This window comes from Nocardia sp. NPDC004573, assembly GCF_053602135.1.
Genome location: NZ_JBSGDA010000028.1, coordinates 32247 through 48749, shown reverse-complemented (window position 1 = coordinate 48749; position 16503 = coordinate 32247). Strand labels below are relative to the sequence as shown.

The window sequence follows — 16503 nt, the reverse complement described above, 5'->3', positions numbered from 1 at the left end:
TCACCTCCGTCCGAGGAGTTCGTCGACCAAGCCGGTGGTGTGCGTCGCGGCGCGCATGGCCGGGTGGTCGAGCACCTCGCACAGGAAATCCCGGGTGGTCGCGACGCGGGTGCCGGAGATCCGGAATTCCTCCAGCGCCCGCCGCATCCGCGCGAGCGCCCGGTCCCGGTCCGGCGCCCACACCACGAGTTTGGCCAACAGCGAATCATAGTGCGGAGGTATCGAATAACCGGCGTGCGCGTGGGTGTCGACGCGCACGAACGGCCCGCCGGGCGGGATGAACTCCGCCAGTATTCCCGGGGCAGGCGCGAATTCGGCGGCCGGGTCTTCGGCATTGATGCGGCATTCGATCGCAGCACCGTGCGGAACAATGTCGTCTTGCGTAATGCCGAGAGGTTGCCCCGCCGCAATACGGATCTGTTCGGCGATCAAATCCATGCCGGTCACCATTTCCGTGACCGGATGTTCTACTTGAATCCGGCAGTTCACCTCCATGAAATAGTAGTTACCGTCCCGGTCGACCAGGAATTCCACGGTTCCGGCGCCGACATAGCCGGCCTCCAGCACACCGTGCACGGCGGATGCGCCCATTCGCTCGGCGAGCCCTTCGGGCAGCAGCGGAGCCGGTGATTCCTCGATCAATTTCTGATGCCTGCGCTGCACGGAGCAGTCGCGTTCACCCAGGTGCACGCCCGTACCGTGTCCGTCGCACAGCACCTGGATCTCGACATGCCTGGCCGCGGCGAGATACTTCTCCAGGTACACCCGGCTGTCGCCGAACAGCATCCGCGCCGTCGCCCTGGTCTCCTGATAGGCGCGCGGGAAGGCCGCGCTCTCGTGCACCACCTGCATGCCGCGCCCGCCGCCGCCCGCGGCGGCCTTGATGATCACCGGGAAGCCGATCGAATCCGCGAGTGCGTGCGCCTCGTCGAGTTCGAGCGGATCGAGGCTGCCCGGCAGTAGCGGCAGTCCCGCCTTCGCCATCAGCGTGCGCGCCGACTGTTTGTCGCCAAGCTGGGCCATCACGTCGGCGGGCGGTCCGATCAACGTTATGCCCGCCGCTCGGCACGCGTCGGCGAAATCCGGTGACTCCGAGAGAAATCCGTATCCCGGATGGATCGCGTCCGCGCCGGTGAGCTCGGCGGCGGCCAGGATCGCCGCGGCGTTGAGGTAACTGCGCTTGGCCGCGGACGGGCCGATCTGCACCGCCTCGTCGGCGAAGCGGACCACCGCCGACTCCGCGTCGGCGACCGAGTGCACCGCGACGGTGCGCACGTCGAGCTCGCGACAGGTGCGTGCGACGCGCAGCGCGATTTCGCCACGGTTGGCGATCAGGATCTTTTCGAACATTCCGGCCCCCCTCACGCGACCGACCGGACCAGGACCTGCTGCCGCGCGCCGAAGCGCCGGAAACGGGCGCGGCGCTCCTCGGCCAGCTCCACGCCGCCGCGCTCGGCGAGCTCGGCGAGCGTCGCGGCCAGGGCGCGGCGCAGCTGCTCGGCCGCGGCCATCGGTGCGGCGCCCACGTCGTCGCCCGGCTCGGGCAGCACCGCGTCGACCACTCCGAGACGCAGCAGGTCCCGCGCGGTCAGCGCCAGCGCGGCGGCGGCCTCGGGCGCGGCGGCCGGGTCGTTCCAGACGATCGCCGCGCAGCCCTCCGGGCTGATCACCGAGTAGGTGCCGTTGGCGAACATGAGCACCCGGTTGGCTACGCCGAGTGCCAGAGCCCCGCCGCTGCCGCCCTCGCCGATCACCACGCTGATCACCGGCACCCGCAGCGCGGACATCAACCGGATGTTCTCCGCGATGACGATCGCCTGCCCTTGCTCTTCGGCGGTCGCGCCCGGGTACGCGCCGGGCGTGTCGATCAAGGTGACGATCGGCAACCCGAGCTTCTCGGCCAGCCGCATGAGCCGTGCCGCCTTGCGATAGCCGGCCGGGGTCGGCATGCCGAAGTTGCGTTCCATCAGTTCCTTCGGCTCGTGGCCCTTCTGATGGCCGATCACCATCACCGGGCGCCCGCCCAGCCACGCCGTCCCGCCCACCACCGCGGCGCAGTCGCCCGAGACACGGTCGCCGCGCAGTTCGCGGAACTCGTCGAAGGCGAGGGCGAAGTAGTCGAGCGCGGTCGGCCGCTGCGGAGAGCGGGCACGGCGCACCTGCGTCCAGGGATCGGTCGCGGGGATGCGGGCCGGATCGGTGATCGCGCCGGCGTCCGCGGGGACGAACGTCGCCGCGGGATCGATCGGGCCCGCGGCCCGCAGCAGCGCGCCGAGTGCCTGGCGCAGGCCCGCGCGGGGCACGATCATGTCGATGAGCCCGCGTTCCAGCAAGAATTCGGCGGTCTGGAACTTCGGCGGCAATTGCTGGCGAATGGTCTGCTCGATCACCCTGCGCCCGGCGAAGCCGAGGCGCGCGCCCGGCTCGGCGATCAGCACGTCGGCGAGGGTGGCGAAAGAGGCCGCCACCCCGCCGTAGGTGGGATCGGTGATCAGGCTGACGGTGAGAATGCCCGCCCGGTCCAGTTGCTCCAGGGCCGCGCTGGTCTTGGCCATCTGCATCAGCGACAGCGGGCCCTCCTGCATCCGCGCGCCGCCCGACGCGGTGACGACGATCAGCGGGAGACGCCGCGACAGGGCGGTCTCGGCGGCGGTGGTGATCATCTCGCCCACCGCGGTGCCGAGGCTGCCGCCCAGGAAACGGAAGTCCATGGCGGCGATCAGCACCGGCCTGCCCTCGATCGCGGCCTGCGCGCACAGCACCGCGTCGTGCATGCCGGTGCGGGCGCGGGCGGCCGCCAGCCGGTCCGGATAGGACTTGGTGTCGGTGAAGGTCAGCGGGTCGTCGTCGGTGGCGGCGATCGGCAGCGGCTCGAAGCGTCCGTCGTCGGCGAGCTGCTCGATGCGCTGCCGCGCGGTGATCGGGGTGTGCCTGCCGCACTCGCCACAGACACCGAGATCGCGGGCGAACCGCTTGCCGTACAGCGGGATCAGGCAGGCCGGGCAGAGCACCCAGTCGGCGGCGCCGTCCTGGCCGTGTGCTGACTTCATCACGCGTGTCTCCTGTGCTCGGGAACGGGTGATCGATCCGGACGGCGCCGGCCGGGCGATCACAGCGTCAGCCTGCGCCGCGCCGCTCGAGAACAGCTCGACCCGCTCGCTCGAGCGAGGTTCGAGGGCCGTCCCCGATGCTCGATCGCACCATCGAAGGGAGAACGCCATGAACACCAATGCATCCGGTGGTCCGCGATGAGCCGCCGCGTTGTCGTCACCGGGCTCGGCGTCCGCGCGCCGGGCGGGTCGGGCAAAGACGAGTTCTGGAAGCTGCTGTCCGAGGGCCGCACCGCGACGCGGCGGATCTCGTTCTTCGACGCCTCGCCCTACCGATCCCAGGTGGCCGGCGAGGCGGACTTCGATCCAGCGCGCGAGGGGCTGTCCCCGAGGGAGATTCGACGCATGGACCGGGCGGTGCAGTTCGCCGTGGTCTGCGCGCGCGAGGCGGTGGCCGACAGCGGAATCGACCTCGCGGCGGTCGATCCGCACCGGCTCGGCGTGAGCCTCGGCAGTGCGGTCGCGGCGGCCACCAGCCTGGAGCGCGAGTACTTGGTGCTGTCGGACTCCGGGAAGAACTGGCTGGTCGACGAGACCTATCTCTCCCCGCACATGTTCGACTACATGATCCCCAGCGTGATGCCCGCGGAAGTGGCGTGGAGCGTGGGCGCCGAGGGACCCGTGGCGATGGTCTCCAACGGCTGCACGTCGGGTCTGGACTCGGTGGGCCACGCGGTGCAGCTGATCCGCGAGGGTTCCGCCGACGTCATGGTGGCGGGGGCGTCGGACACGCCCATCACACCGATCGTGGTGGCCTGCTTCGACGCGATCAAGGCGACGACGCCGCGCAACGACGAGGCGGAGGTCGCCTCGCGGCCGTTCGACAACTCGCGCAACGGGTTCGTGCTCGCCGAGGGCGCCGCGATGTTCGTGCTGGAGGAGTACGCGAGCGCGCGCAAGCGCGGTGCGCACATCTACGCCGAGATCACCGGATACGCGACCCGGTGCAACGCCTATCACATGACGGGGCTCAAAGCGGACGGCCGTGAGATGGCCGAGGCGATCCGGGTGGCGCTCGACGAATCCAGGATCGACCCGACGGGCGTGGACTACATCAACGCGCACGGCTCCGGGACGAGGCAGAACGACCGGCACGAAACCGCCGCGGTGAAGCGCAGTCTCGGCGCGCACGCCTACGCCACGCCGATGAGTTCGATCAAGTCGATGGTGGGTCACTCGCTCGGCGCGATCGGCTCGGTCGAGATCGCCGCCTCGCTGCTGGCACTGGAATACCAGGTGGTGCCGCCGACGGCGAACCTGCACGAACCCGACCCCGAATGCGATCTGGACTACGTGCCGCTGGTCGCCCGCGACCACCGGATGGACACCGTGCTCACCGTGGGCAGCGGGTTCGGCGGCTTCCAGAGCGCGATGGTGCTGCGCAAGGCGGAGGCGGTGGCGGCATGATCCTCGTGACCGGAATGGGAGTGCTCGCGCCGAACGGTCTGGGCGTGGAGCGTTTCTGGGATGCCGTGCTGGCCGGACGCGGCGGGATCGCGCCGCTCACCCGGTTCGACGCCGCCCGCTCGGCGGCCCGCCTGGCCGGCCAGGTGACCGATTTCGACGCCGGTGAACACCTGCCGAGCCGGCTGCTGCCGCAGACGGACATCTCCACGCGGATGGCGCTGGTCGCCGCGCAGTGGGCGCTGGACGACGCCAAGGTCGACACCACCACGCTGACCGACTACGACATGGGCGTGGTGACCGGAAACGCCTCCGGCGGTTTCGAATTCACCCATCGGGAGTTCAACAAGCTGTGGTCGCTCGGCTCCGAGCACGTCAGTGTGTACGAGTCCTTCGCGTGGTTCTACGCGGTCAACACCGGCCAGATCTCCATCCGGCACGGCATGCGCGGTCCGAGCAGCGCCTTGGTCGCCGAGCAGGCGGGCGGATTGGACGCGATCGGCCACGCGCGGCGCACCGTGCGGCGCGGGACACCGCTGGTGGTGACCGGAGGCGTCGACTCGGCGCTGGACCCGTGGGGTTGGGCCTCGCATCTGTCCAGCGGCGGGGTGAGCACCGCGACCGACCCCGACCGCGCCTATCTGCCGTTCGACGCCGCCGCGGCGGGATACGTGCCGGGTGAGGGCGGTGCGATGCTGGTCGTCGAGGACGCCGCCGCCGCGCGGGCCCGCGGTGTGCCCAAGGTGCACGGCGAGATCGCCGGCTACGCCTCCACTTTCGACCCGCCGCCGAGTTCCGGCCGGCCCTCGGGCCTGCGCCGCGCCGCCGAACTGGCGCTGGCCGACGCCGGGATGACACCGGCTGACATCGATGTGGTGTTCGCCGACGCCTCCGGCATCCCCGACCGCGACCGCGACGAGGCCGCCGCCATCGAGGCGCTGTTCGGGCCCGGCGGGGTTCCGGTCACCGCGTCGAAACCGCTGACCGGACGGCTGTTCTCCGGCGCGGGCCCGCTCGACGTCGTCACCGCGCTGCTGGCGATGCGCGACTCGGTGCTCCCGCCGACCGCAGGCACCACCGCGCTCGCCGAGGACTACCGGATCGACCTGGTCCTCGGCGCCCCGCGCACCGCCACCGTGGGCGGCGCGCTCGTCCTGGCACGCGGGCGCTGGGGTTTCAACTCCGCGGTCGTCGTGCGCGCCGTATCCGACCGAGATCTGCCGAGGAGCGAATCATGACCATGACCATCACCGAACTACGCCGGATTCTCGTGGACTGCGCGGGCGGCGAGGACCTCGCCGAACTCGACGGCGACATCTCCGCCGTGGAATTCGAGGAGCTGGGCTATGACTCGCTCGCGCTCATCGAAACCGCCGCGCGCATCCAGCGCGACTTCGGCGTCACCATCCCGGAGGAACAGCTCGTCGAAGTGAAGACGCCGCAAGAGCTGGTCGACATCGTCAACACCCAACTGCAAGGTGCGGCATGAGCGGTCAGGGCCGGAGGCGGCAGCGCAGCGTGACCACGCAGGGCCCCGCTCATGCCGGAATCGGATACAGCATGAGCGGTCAGGGCCGGAGGCGGCAGCGCAGCGTGACCACGCAGGGCCCCGCTCATGCCGGAATCGGATACAGCATGAGCGGTCAGGGCCGCAGGCGGCAGCGCAGCGTAACCACGCAGGGCCCCGCTCATGCCGGAAAGGACAGAGCATGAGCGGCGAAGTGATGACCCATACGAAAGTGGTGCAAGCCGCGCCCGAGGTCGTCTACGACCTGGTCGCCGACGTGACCAGATGGCCGGTGATCTTCGAGCCGAGCGTGCTGGTGCGCCACCTGCACCGCGGGCCGGACGAGGAGCGCTTCCGGCTGTGGGCGACCGTCGGTGGCGCGGTGAAGAACTGGACGTCGCGGCGGGTGCTGGACGCCGGGCAGCGCCGCATCGTCTTCGAGCAGGAGCGCAGCCAGGCGCCGATCGCGTCGATGGGCGGCGCCTGGTCGTTCCGTGCGATCGGCCCGGCCGGCACCGAAGTCACCCTCGATCACCACTTCACGGTGGTGGACGGGGTCGATCCCGAGCAGGTCGCGGCAGCGGTGGACCGCAACAGCGAAACCGAGCTCGCCGCGCTGGCCCGCATCGCAGAACTCGGCCACGCGGTGGACGAGGTGATCCACACCTTCGCGGACACGGTGACGCTGAACTGCTCGGCCGCCGAGGCGTACGACTTCGTCTACCACAGCGAACGCTGGCCCGAGCAGGTACCGCACGTCGGCCGCATCGAACTCACCGAGGACGCCGAGGGCGTGCAGCTGATGGAGATGGACACGGTGACCGCGGGCGGGATTCCGCACACCACCAAGTCGATCCGGGTGTGCTTTCCGGGCGAGCGGATCGATTACAAGCAACTGGTGCCGCCCGCGATACTATTCGGCCACAGCGGTGGGTGGGAGTTCGCGGACGGACCCGACGGCGCGGCGGTGACCGCACGGCACACGGTCGCGATCAATCCCGCCGCCGCGCGCGAGATCCTCGGCCAGAACACCGATCTCGCCGACGCCCGCGCCTACTTGACCGACGCGCTGTCCAGCAACAGCCGCAACACGCTGCGGTGCGCCGAGCGCTACGCCGCCACGACGAAGTCGCCGACATGACCGCCACCGAGACGGCCGCGGCGCCACGCATTCAGGAGATCGCCGACGGCGTCTACGCCTACACGCACAGCCGCGGCGGCTGGTGCGTCAGCAACGCCGGGGTGCTGACCACGCCGGGCGGCGCGGTGGTCATCGACACGCTGGCGACCGAGGGACGCACCCGCGCCCTCGTCGAGTTCGTCGACGGACTCGGTACCGGACCGGCCCGCACCATCGTGAACACCCATCATCACGGCGACCACAATTTCGGCAATCACCTGTTCGGACCGGCCGCCGTCGTCGTCGGCCACGACCGGATCCGGCCCGAGATGATCGAGACCGGCCTGGCGCTGACCAAGCTGTGGCCGAACGTGGAATGGGGCGACGCGCGGGTCACGCTGCCGAACATCACGTTCAGCTACCACCTGACCCTGCACCGGGGCGAGCGCCGAGTGGAGCTCATCCACTTCGGGACCGCAGCGCACACCACCAACGACGTGGTGGCGTGGCTGCCCGAGGAACGCGTGCTGTTCGCCGGTGACCTGGTGATGGCGGGCGCGGCGCCGTTCTGCCTGATGGGTTCGGTCAGCGGTTCGATCACCGCGGTCCGGCGGCTGGCCGCGCTGGGCGCGGAGACGGTGGTCGCCGGGCACGGCCCGGTCACCGGGCCGGAGATCTTCGACCAGACGCTGCGGTACCTGCGCTGGGTGCAGGAGCTGGCCGCGGAGGGACGCACGCTCGGGCTGACACCGCTGGCGATCGCGCTGGAGGCCGACCACGGCGAATTCGCCGAGCTCGTCGACCAGGAGCGGCTGGTGGGCAATCTCTATCGCGCGGACGCGGAACTGTCCGGCGGCCCGCTCGGGGAGCCGTTGAATGTGCTGGCGATCTTCGACGAGATGGTGGTCTACAACGGCGGGCAGGTGCCGACATGCCTGGCGTGAGGACCGAATCGGTGCGGGTCTGCGTGATCGGCGGCGGCCCCGCCGGGCTGATGACGGGTCTGCTGCTGGCCCGCTCCGGCGTGGAGGTGCTCGTGCTGGAGAAGCACCCCGACTTTCTGCGGGATTTCCGCGGCGACACCGTGCACACCTCGACGCTGCTGGCGATGAAAGAACTCGGTCTGGCCGAGGAGTTCCTCGCGCTGCCGCACGTCGAACTGCCGCAACTGCCGATGGCGACCGCGACCGGTCCGGTGGTGTTCGCCGATTTCAGTGCCCTGCCGGGACCCTTCCCGTTCGTGGCGTTCATGCCGCAATGGGATGTGCTGAACTTCCTGGCCGAGGCGGGTCGCCGCTACCCAGGCTTCCGGCTGGTGCAGGAAGCCGAGGTCACCGAGCTGGTCCAGCGCGACGGCACGGTGACCGGCGTCCGCGCCACGACGGCGGGCGGACCGCTGGAGGTCACCGCCGACCTGGTGATCGCGGCCGACGGGCGGCATTCGATCGTGCGCCGGTCGGGGCTGCTCGAGGTCGCCGCCGGCGCGGCGCCGATGGACGTGCTCTGGTTCCGGGTCGGCAAGCCGGAGGGCGAACGGCTGCCCACCGTGCGCAGTGGGAAGGGGTTCTTCATCGTCTGCATCGACCGCGGCGACTACCTCCAGGTCGCGTACATGATCCCGAAGGGCGGCTTCGCGACGATCCGGGCTGCGGGGCCCGCACGGTTCCGCGCGGATCTGGCCGCCATCTATCCCGTGCTCGCGCCGTATCTGGAGAGGGAGATCCTGGACTGGGACGACGTGAAGCCGCTCGACGTCCGGGTGGACCGGCTGCGCCGCTGGTACCGGCCGGGGCTGGTGGCGATCGGGGACGCGGCGCACGCGATGTCCCCGGCGGGCGGGGTGGGGATCAATCTGGCGGTACAGGACGCGATAGCGACGGCCCGGCTGCTCGCGCCGATCCTCACCGCCGGCGCGACGCCGACCACGGCCCAGCTGCGCACCATCCAACGTCGCCGCGAATTCCCCATGCGCGTGGTGCAATTCGCGCAGTTGCGCCTGCTGGCCGACCTCTACCCCAGCGCGGGACGCCCCGGAACCGACAAACCGCTGCTGGTCCAGCTGCTCCGCCGTTTCCCGCGCCTGCCGCGCCTGGTCGCCCGGGTGATCGGCCTCGGCATCCGCCCCGAAACCGTGCCGCCCGCCGCGCCGAGCGAAACCGGCACGGCACTGACGAAACTCAGGGAGAACTGATCGTGTCGACCTACCTGCTCATCCACGGCGCCTTCCACGGCGGCTGGGTCTGGCAGCGGGTGACCCCGCTGCTGGAAGACGCGGGCCACCGCGTCCTGGCTCCTTCGCTGGTCGGCCTCGGCGACCGCGCGCATCTGCTGACCGCCGACGTGGGCCTCGACACCCACGTCCAGGACTTGATCGACCTGGTCACCGCCGAAGACCTGACCGACATCGTCCTGGTGGGCCACAGCTACGCGAGCATCGTCGTCACCGCTGTGGCCGACGCCGTGCCGCAGCGCGTCGCCGGGCTCGTCTATCTCGACACCTTCGTGCCGCGCGACGGTGAGGCGGTGGCCGACATCATGCCGGGCATGGTCGAGGCGTTCGCCGCCGCGGCGGCCGCCACCGGCGACGGCTGGCGGGTGCCGCCGCAAACCGAACCGACCGGCGACGGCGGACTGTACGGCGTCACCGAGGAACCCGATCTCAGCTGGCTGGCGTCCATGCAGACGCCGCAATCGCTGCAGACCTTCCAGCAGCCCCTGCGATTGAGGAATCCGGAAGCTCTGAACGCGATCCCGGTGACGCACGTGCACTGCAGCGAAGGCGGCGAGGCCTTCAAGGCGATGCGCGCGGCCATGCCGCGCACCCTGCCGCCCGCGGACCTGCCCGCCGACCGCCTCCATGTGCTCCCCACCGGGCACGACTGCATGATCACGATGCCGCGCGAACTGGCCGGATGCCTGCTCACGTCGGCGTCGCATCCGGCATCCGCCCGATGACCTCGGGTCCCGTCGCCCTGGATCAGCTCGCGCGCTCCCCCGCGTCGTAGGCGGCGCGGGCCGCGAGAACCTCGCCGAGGTGTTCGGCGGACCAGTCCACGATGCTGCCGAACACCGGCGTCAGCGTCCTGGCCAGCGCGGTCGCCTCGTATTCGACCCGGGGCGGCACCTCGGGGTGGTAGGTGCGCGCGACCAAGCCATCGCGTTCGAGCTGGCGCAGGCGCTGGGTGAGAACCTTGGGCGTCAGGCCGGGGATGCGCTGTTGCAGTTCGGTGAAGCGAAGCCGGCCGTCGTGGGTGAGCACCCAGAGCACCTGGGTGGACCAGCGGCCGAACACCAGGTCGATGACCGGTGTGATCGGACAGGGATCTACGGGCGTCTCCGGCACGGTGGTCATAGGTCCTCCCGGTGAGTCACTTTCCCCTTGGTTACTACTATACTTTGGAAAGTAATGTGTCTCCAGGGGTCGCTAGAACGCGAAATCCGAAGGGAGCACAGTCATGACGACGACAACACCGGACGGGCGCCTGGACCTGCCGCCTCGCTCCGGCGACCGGCCGCGCACCCGGGAACACAATCCGCACCAGCAGCTCAGCCAGACCGCGCCACCCGAGCTGCAAGAGGAACTGTGGTCGCGGATGACCACGCTCGACGGCGTCCTGCCCGGTCGCAGCGGGGTGTCTGTGCCCGACACCCGCGCCCTGCACCTACGGCCGACGATCGCCCATGGGCCCGCCGAGGCGTACCTCGTCGGCACCGAATTCGCCCACCTGCACGGGCGCGGCGACGGCAGTCTGCACATGTGCCTGCCGAAAGACGTTGTCGCCGAGGCGGTCCGGCAGGGCTGGGCGGAACCGCATCCGATGGCTCGGCAGGGATATCTGCCCGGGACGCTGGTAATGATCTACGGGCCGCGCGATCACGCGGAGCTGGACGTCGTCTGGCGACTGGTGCGGGTCAGTCACCGGTTCGCCCGGCAACCGGCTACAGCATGATCAGAGCGGCGGCCGCCATGAACGCAAGCGATCTCGTGGGTACCTGGGAACTGGTGTCCTACTACGACCTCGACGAGCGCAACGGCACCAGCCAGGGCCCGCTCGGCGACGCCCCGCGCGGCCTGCTGATCTACGGCGCGCACGGCTACATGTCGGTGAGCATGATGCGCACGGATGGCGCCGCGGGAGCCAACCCGTTCATGGGTTACGCGGGCACCTGGCGGTTGGCCGGCGCGCAGGTGGTGCACGCGATCAGCGTGTGCTCCAACCCGGCGTGGGCGCAGACCGAGCAGGTGCGGCGGATGTCGCTGGACGGAGACGTGCTGACGCTGATCGGCGCCGCACAGGTCGGCGGGCGGACGCAACGCCGGGTACTCACCTGGCGCCGCAGCCGCCCGCCCGAACCCAACGGTCATTCCGGGGAATACGAGAACAGCGGTTCATCGAACTGAACCGGCTCACCGTCCTCTTTGAGAATCCCGGTGATCACGCCCGCCTGGGCGGTCACCGGGATCATCAGCTTCATCGCCTCGACGATGCCGACCTGCTGCCCGGCGCTCACCCGGTCACCTACCTCCACGAACGGGTCCGCGCCCGGCTCGGGGCACCGATAGAACACGCCGACGCTGGGCGCGCGCACGACGGCGCCGAGCGGCGGAGCCTCCGCCGCGGCACCGGCTTCCCCCGCAACGGCCTCCACCGGAGCGGTCGCGACCGTGACCGGAGCGGCTGCCTGCCACTCGGCCTCGACGGTCACCTCCCCCACCTGGAAGCGCAACGCGCTCGGCTGCTGCGGGAACCCCGCGAGCAATTGCAGCGCACCGGTCTGGATCGCCTCCAGCACCCGGAGATAGTCCTCGTGCCCGGTGGCGGGGGCATTCTCCTCTACTGCGGTCATCGCCGTATCTCCTCGTCAGTAATTGCCCAGTCCGCCACAGACATTCAGCGCCTGTGCGGTGACCGCCCCGGCCCCGGGGCCGATCAGGTAGTCGACCATCGCCGCCACCTCGAACGGCTGCACGTAACGGCCGATGGGCACCCGCGCGCTGACCCTGGCGTGCACCTCGTCGGTGTCCACGCCCCAGAGCCCCGAATACACCTCACGGACCCGCTCGGCCATCGGCGTCTCCACGAATCCGGGGCAGACGGCGTTCACGGTGATCCCCGTCTTGGCCAGTTCGAGGCCGAGCGCCTTGGTGAAACCCACCACGCCGTGCTTGGACGCGGAGTACGGAGCGCCGTGCACCACGCCCTGTTTGCCGCCGGTGGAGGCGATGTTGACGATGCGGCCACTGCCGCGTTCCAGCATGCCGCCCGCGTTCAGCACCGCCTTCGTCATCAGGAACACGCTGTTGAGGTTGGTGTTGATCACGTCGAACCACAGGTCGTCGGGCACCTGCGCGGTGACGCCGCCGCCGCTGCGGCCCGCGTTGTTGATCAGGATGTCGATCGGGCCGTAGCGCCGTACACCCGCGTCGACGTAATCGCGCACCTGCGCGGCGTCGGCGACGTCGCAGACCGTGCCGTCCACCTCGTGACCGTCGTCCTGCAGGCTTTTCACCGTGTCGGTCACCCGCTGCTGATCACGAGCGCACAGGAACACCGTGATGCCCTGAGCCGCAAGGCTTTTGGTGATCTCCAGGCCCATTCCACTGGTCGCTCCGGTGACCAGCGCGACGCGCCGATTCTCCGCCATGACTCCTCCATCGGTCGAACTTCCGAACTCGCCGGCCTTCTCGACCACCAGGGTCGACCCGCGTCCTATAGATCCGGTCAACCGCCGGTCGCGGGCATCGGCTCGACCGAGGCTCTAGTGGCGTCGGTCAACCTGGCGTGCGATCGAGCCCCGCCGCGACCACAGGAGCAACCATGACCACCGTCGCCAGCCGCACCGAGTTGTACGCCGAGGTCCAGCAGTTCTACGCCGAGCAGATGCAGCGCTTGGACAGCCGCGACATTCCCGGTTACGCCGCGACTTTCACCGAAGACGCGGAGTTCGAGCACACCCCCGGCATCCCGCCCGCCCGCACCAGGGCTGGAATCATCGCCGACCTGGTCGAGTTCCACAAGCGTTTCGAGACCGACCCGATGCAGCGCAGGCACTGGTTCAACATGATCAACTTGCAACCGCAGGACGACGGGACCATCGTGTCCACCGCCTACTGCCTGGTGGTGAAGATCCGCCCGAACAGCAAGCCGGAGATCGCGCCGAGCTGCGTCGTGCACGACGTGCTCGTCCGCGCCGACGGCGCGTTGCTGACCCGCTCGCGGCGCGTCGTCCACGACTGAGCCGACCCCCGCACAGCGCACTCCCAGCTTTGCCCCAGGTTGCGGGCAGCCGGCCTTCCTAGCCTTCGAGAAAAGGTTCACACGAAAAGGAAGGCGAACATCCATGGCGTCGATTACGACCGTCCCGCCGGGCGTGGAGGCCGTCGCGAGATCCGTCGGCGCCCATCGCGCCCCGGCCTCCCGGCGATCCCAGGCGGATCGCGTGTTCTTCGGGCCGTCGTCCCAACCGCGGTGGGCGCGCCCGGCATTGCTCGCGCTGCTCGCCGCGACTGGCCCGATCAGCTGACCGATCCAGTCCGCGATATCGCCGCGTCCCGCGACGCGGCGATATCGCGTCCGCGGGTTCGAGGACCGCACGGCGTCACCGACCACGACCGCTCGGCAAGGCCGGTTGCAGAAACGTCGGCACACGGCCACTGTCCGGGCATCGCCTGCGATGCCGATACCGATCGACGCTCCGCTGTGGCCCGCCCTGACGTCGAGCACCGACGTCCGCCGGGGGATTGCCGTTCGGTCTGTGACCGAGCCGTTCAGACGGACCACTCCGCTCGGCCTGCGTAGCCGGTTGCGCATCATGGGTGGAAGCGGCAGCAGCAAGCCGCACTGCACGGGCCGCAGCACACGCGATGGTCGCCACGTTCACAGGAAACGTCCAGCTTGCTCGCAGATTGCTCAGGGCTCGCAGCGACACCATGGGTGCATGACCGGTACCGCACCTGAAGCCCGCGTCCTCATCGTGGACGACGAACCCATGATCATCGAGCTGCTCGCCGTCAGCCTGCGGTTCCAGGGCTTCGAGGTGGCTACCGCGCTCAGCGGAAGCGAGGCGCTGGACCGGGTGCGGGGCTTCCGGCCGGACGCGCTGATCGTGGACGTGATGATGCCCGGAGGTCATCGCGCGCCTGCGAGTCATCTTGCGTCGCAGCGGAAGACAGTCCGCCGAGGTGGGCGTCAACCGGATGACGGTCGGTGATCTGATGCTCGACGACGACAGCCACGAGGTGTGGAAGGCGGGTGTGCCGGTGTCGCTGTCGCCGACCGAGTTCACCCTGCTGCGGTACTTCATGGTCAACGCGGGCAAGGTGCTGAGCAAGCCGAAGATCCTCGACCACGTGTGGCGCTACGACTTCGGCGGCGACGCGGGCGTCGTCGAATCGTACGTGTCGTATCTGCGGCGCAAGGTCGACACCACCGAACCGAAACTGCTGCACACGCTGCGCGGCGTGGGGTACGTGCTGCGTGAACCCCAGGCGAGCCGGGCGTGAGCGTACGGGAGAAACTCGCGCGCCGGATCTCGGCGGTCCCACTGCGGGTGGGGCTGGTGATCGTACTGCTGCTGCTGACGACCGCGGCGCTGTTCGCGTCGGGCGCGGCGGTGACCTCGGCGCTGAGCCGGTCGCTGACCCAACGCACCGACGAGCAGCTCTACGACGCGGCCCGGTCCTGGGCACAGCCGCGGCCGATGCGTCAGGTGACGACCGGGGACGGCCGCACGCAATGGATTCCGGCCGATTTTCCGGCCGCGCCCATACCGCGGTCGCCGGGCGAGCAGCCGCGCCGGTTCTTCGAACTGCGCACAGGAGCCGACGGGCAGGTGTATCAAGACCTACCCGGCGCCAACAGCGCGGCCGGAACCCCGGAGCTCGACGGCGCGAACGCGCACACCCCGCGCACGGTGGATTCCTCGGACGGTTCCTCGGTGCGCTGGCGCGTTCTGACGACGACCAACCAGTACGGTTCCACCACCGTCGGCCTGCCGCTGACCGACAACCAGGAGACGGTCTCGCGGCTGATCTTCTTCGAGATCGGCACCGGAGCAGCGGCGCTGCTGGCCCTTGGCGCCGTCGGCTACCTGGTGATCCGGCGCAGTCTGCGACCGCTGCGCGAGGTGGAGCAGACCGCCGCGGCGATCGCGGGCGGCGACCTGCACCGCCGGGTTCCGGTGCGCGGCGTCGACACCGAGGTCGACCATCTGGCGCGGTCGCTGAACGAGATGCTCGCGCAGATCCAGCACGGCGTCGCGGCGACCGAGGCCTCGGAGGAGGCGGCTCGCCGCTCGGAGGCGCGGATGCGCCGCTTCGTCGCCGATGCCAGCCACGAGCTGCGCACGCCGTTGACCACCATCCGCGGGTTCGCCGAGCTGTACCGGCAGGGCGCCAGCACCGACGCGGGCATGGTGGTGGGCCGGATCGAGGCCGAGGCCGAGCGGATGGGCCTGCTGGTCGAAGACCTACTGCTGCTGGCGCGACTTGACGAGAAGCGTCCGCTGGAGCGCAGACCCGTCGACCTGCTCGCGCTCGCCGGTGACGCCGTGCACAACGCCCGGGCCATCGCCGCCCGCCAGAAACCCGCACCCGACGCGCCGGACCGGCCGATCACGCTGGTAATGGGCGACGGCTCGGGCACCATGGACGTCGTCGGCGACGAGGCCCGCCTGCGCCAGGTGCTGGGCAATCTGCTCGGCAACGCCCTCACCCACACCCCGCGCGAAGCGGCGATCAGCGTGCGACTCACACCCGCGCCCGATCGCGTCCGCATCGATGTGATCGACGCGGGACCGGGCCTGTCACCCGAGGCCGCCGCCCGGGTGTTCGAACGCTTCTATCGCGCGGATGCCTCCCGCACCCGGACCAGCGGCGGTACCGGCCTCGGCCTGTCCATCGTCCAAGCGCTGGTCACCGCCCACGGCGGACGGGTGTCGGTGGACAGCGAACCCGGCGGTGGGGCGACCTTCACCGTGGTGTTGCCGCGCGAGCCCGCCGATCCGCAGACCCGGGTCGACCGAACGCCATCCGGGTAGCCGGTATATCCGGGCCGCCTTCCGCCGCCGGGCCTTACGGCATCGCGATCGCGCCGAGTACGCCCGGCAGACCCGGTCGTGCTGTCGGCGTTCTACGGCAACCGCGATCGCGTCATGATGCTCAGGGGCGGGCATCCCACGGCGAGCCCACATCGGCGGAGAAGGCGTTTCGAGGAGACCCGCAACGCGGACCTCCGATTACGGACGACAACGTCGCGCCCGGTCGGCTGTTCCGCGCGAACCGGTACGGAGACCGTCGGCCCGGCCATACCGGCGTGCGGCACCACCCGGCTGGAGCCGCCCGTGTGGCACTTCGTCGCTGG

The 16503-nt window shown here is 70.1% G+C and carries 17 protein-coding genes and 1 pseudogene; 13 read left to right on the top strand and 5 right to left on the bottom strand.

The window, feature by feature from the left end; all coding sequences use genetic code 11:
- Both ACWEKR_RS30650 and accA read right to left on the bottom strand, forming a co-directional pair.
- Complete coding sequence (locus ACWEKR_RS30650) at nucleotides 1-1350, bottom strand: acetyl-CoA carboxylase biotin carboxylase subunit (RefSeq protein ID WP_452357413.1); 1350 nt, start codon at nucleotides 1348-1350, stop codon at nucleotides 1-3.
- Nucleotides 1351-1361: 11 nt separating this feature from the next.
- Nucleotides 1362-3050 (bottom strand): acetyl-CoA carboxylase carboxyl transferase subunit alpha, encoded by a 1689-nt coding sequence (gene accA, locus ACWEKR_RS30645; protein WP_452357461.1) that lies wholly within the window; start codon nucleotides 3048-3050, stop codon nucleotides 1362-1364.
- A gap of 198 nt (nucleotides 3051-3248) precedes the next feature.
- Between accA and ACWEKR_RS30640 the strand changes: the two genes are divergently transcribed.
- From ACWEKR_RS30640 to ACWEKR_RS30610, 7 genes are all read left to right on the top strand, one after another.
- Complete coding sequence (locus tag ACWEKR_RS30640; RefSeq protein ID WP_452357412.1) at nucleotides 3249-4517, top strand: beta-ketoacyl-[acyl-carrier-protein] synthase family protein; 1269 nt, start codon at nucleotides 3249-3251, stop codon at nucleotides 4515-4517.
- Complete coding sequence (locus ACWEKR_RS30635) at nucleotides 4514-5752, top strand: ketosynthase chain-length factor (RefSeq protein WP_452357411.1); 1239 nt, start codon at nucleotides 4514-4516, stop codon at nucleotides 5750-5752. Before ACWEKR_RS30640 ends, ACWEKR_RS30635 begins: the two co-directional genes overlap by 4 nt.
- Complete coding sequence (locus ACWEKR_RS30630) at nucleotides 5749-6003, top strand: acyl carrier protein (protein ID WP_228829894.1); 255 nt, start codon at nucleotides 5749-5751, stop codon at nucleotides 6001-6003. Before ACWEKR_RS30635 ends, ACWEKR_RS30630 begins: the two co-directional genes overlap by 4 nt.
- Before the next feature lie 220 nt (nucleotides 6004-6223).
- Entirely contained in the window at nucleotides 6224-7162 is a 939-nt protein-coding gene (locus ACWEKR_RS30625) for an aromatase/cyclase (RefSeq protein ID WP_452357410.1), read from the top strand.
- A complete protein-coding gene (locus ACWEKR_RS30620; RefSeq protein WP_452357409.1) occupies nucleotides 7159-8085 on the top strand; it encodes an MBL fold metallo-hydrolase in 927 nt (308 codons plus the stop codon). Before ACWEKR_RS30625 ends, ACWEKR_RS30620 begins: the two co-directional genes overlap by 4 nt.
- Entirely contained in the window at nucleotides 8073-9332 is a 1260-nt protein-coding gene (locus ACWEKR_RS30615) for an FAD-dependent oxidoreductase (RefSeq protein WP_452357408.1), read from the top strand. The genes ACWEKR_RS30620 and ACWEKR_RS30615 overlap by 13 nt, the downstream gene beginning before the upstream one ends.
- A gap of 2 nt (nucleotides 9333-9334) precedes the next feature.
- Nucleotides 9335-10096 carry an alpha/beta fold hydrolase gene (locus ACWEKR_RS30610; RefSeq protein WP_452357407.1) on the top strand — a complete coding sequence of 254 codons (762 nt, stop codon included), beginning with the start codon at nucleotides 9335-9337 and terminating at the stop codon, nucleotides 10094-10096.
- 22 nt (nucleotides 10097-10118) lie between these two features.
- On the opposite strand, the gene ACWEKR_RS30605 is transcribed toward ACWEKR_RS30610, so the two are convergent.
- Nucleotides 10119-10493: a winged helix-turn-helix transcriptional regulator gene (locus ACWEKR_RS30605; RefSeq protein WP_452357406.1), complete on the bottom strand. Its 375-nt coding sequence runs from the start codon at nucleotides 10491-10493 to the stop codon at nucleotides 10119-10121.
- 103 nt (nucleotides 10494-10596) lie between these two features.
- Here ACWEKR_RS30605 and ACWEKR_RS30600 point away from each other — a divergent pair, with 103 nt between their 5' ends.
- Nucleotides 10597-11091: a luciferase domain-containing protein gene (locus ACWEKR_RS30600; protein ID WP_452357405.1), complete on the top strand. Its 495-nt coding sequence runs from the start codon at nucleotides 10597-10599 to the stop codon at nucleotides 11089-11091.
- 17 nt (nucleotides 11092-11108) lie between these two features.
- The gene (locus ACWEKR_RS30595; RefSeq protein ID WP_452357404.1) at nucleotides 11109-11543 is read left to right on the top strand and encodes a lipocalin-like domain-containing protein; all 435 of its coding nucleotides are present in this window, start codon (nucleotides 11109-11111) and stop codon (nucleotides 11541-11543) included.
- On the opposite strand, the gene ACWEKR_RS30590 is transcribed toward ACWEKR_RS30595, so the two are convergent.
- Together ACWEKR_RS30590 and ACWEKR_RS30585 are read right to left on the bottom strand one after the other, a co-directional pair.
- Nucleotides 11504-11989 (bottom strand): acetyl-CoA carboxylase biotin carboxyl carrier protein, encoded by a 486-nt coding sequence (locus ACWEKR_RS30590; RefSeq protein WP_452357403.1) that lies wholly within the window; start codon nucleotides 11987-11989, stop codon nucleotides 11504-11506. The genes ACWEKR_RS30595 and ACWEKR_RS30590 overlap by 40 nt on opposite strands.
- 15 nt (nucleotides 11990-12004) lie before the next feature.
- On the bottom strand, nucleotides 12005-12787 hold the full coding sequence (locus ACWEKR_RS30585) for an SDR family NAD(P)-dependent oxidoreductase (protein ID WP_452357402.1): 783 nt from the start codon (nucleotides 12785-12787) through the stop codon (nucleotides 12005-12007).
- 173 nt (nucleotides 12788-12960) lie between these two features.
- Between ACWEKR_RS30585 and ACWEKR_RS30580 the strand changes: the two genes are divergently transcribed.
- The 4 genes and pseudogenes from ACWEKR_RS30580 to ACWEKR_RS30565 all read left to right on the top strand — a co-directional run bounded on the left by ACWEKR_RS30580 (nucleotide 12961) and on the right by ACWEKR_RS30565 (nucleotide 16180).
- The gene (locus ACWEKR_RS30580) at nucleotides 12961-13380 is read left to right on the top strand and encodes a nuclear transport factor 2 family protein (RefSeq protein WP_195086602.1); all 420 of its coding nucleotides are present in this window, start codon (nucleotides 12961-12963) and stop codon (nucleotides 13378-13380) included.
- A gap of 103 nt (nucleotides 13381-13483) precedes the next feature.
- Nucleotides 13484-13666 (top strand): hypothetical protein, encoded by a 183-nt coding sequence (locus ACWEKR_RS30575; RefSeq protein ID WP_452357401.1) that lies wholly within the window; start codon nucleotides 13484-13486, stop codon nucleotides 13664-13666.
- A 414-nt stretch (nucleotides 13667-14080) separates the two neighbouring features.
- Nucleotides 14081-14645: pseudogene (locus ACWEKR_RS30570) on the top strand (response regulator transcription factor).
- Nucleotides 14642-16180 (top strand): sensor histidine kinase, encoded by a 1539-nt coding sequence (locus ACWEKR_RS30565; RefSeq protein ID WP_452357400.1) that lies wholly within the window; start codon nucleotides 14642-14644, stop codon nucleotides 16178-16180. Before ACWEKR_RS30570 ends, ACWEKR_RS30565 begins: the two are co-directional and overlap by 4 nt.
- Nucleotides 16181-16503: the final 323 nt, after the last annotated feature.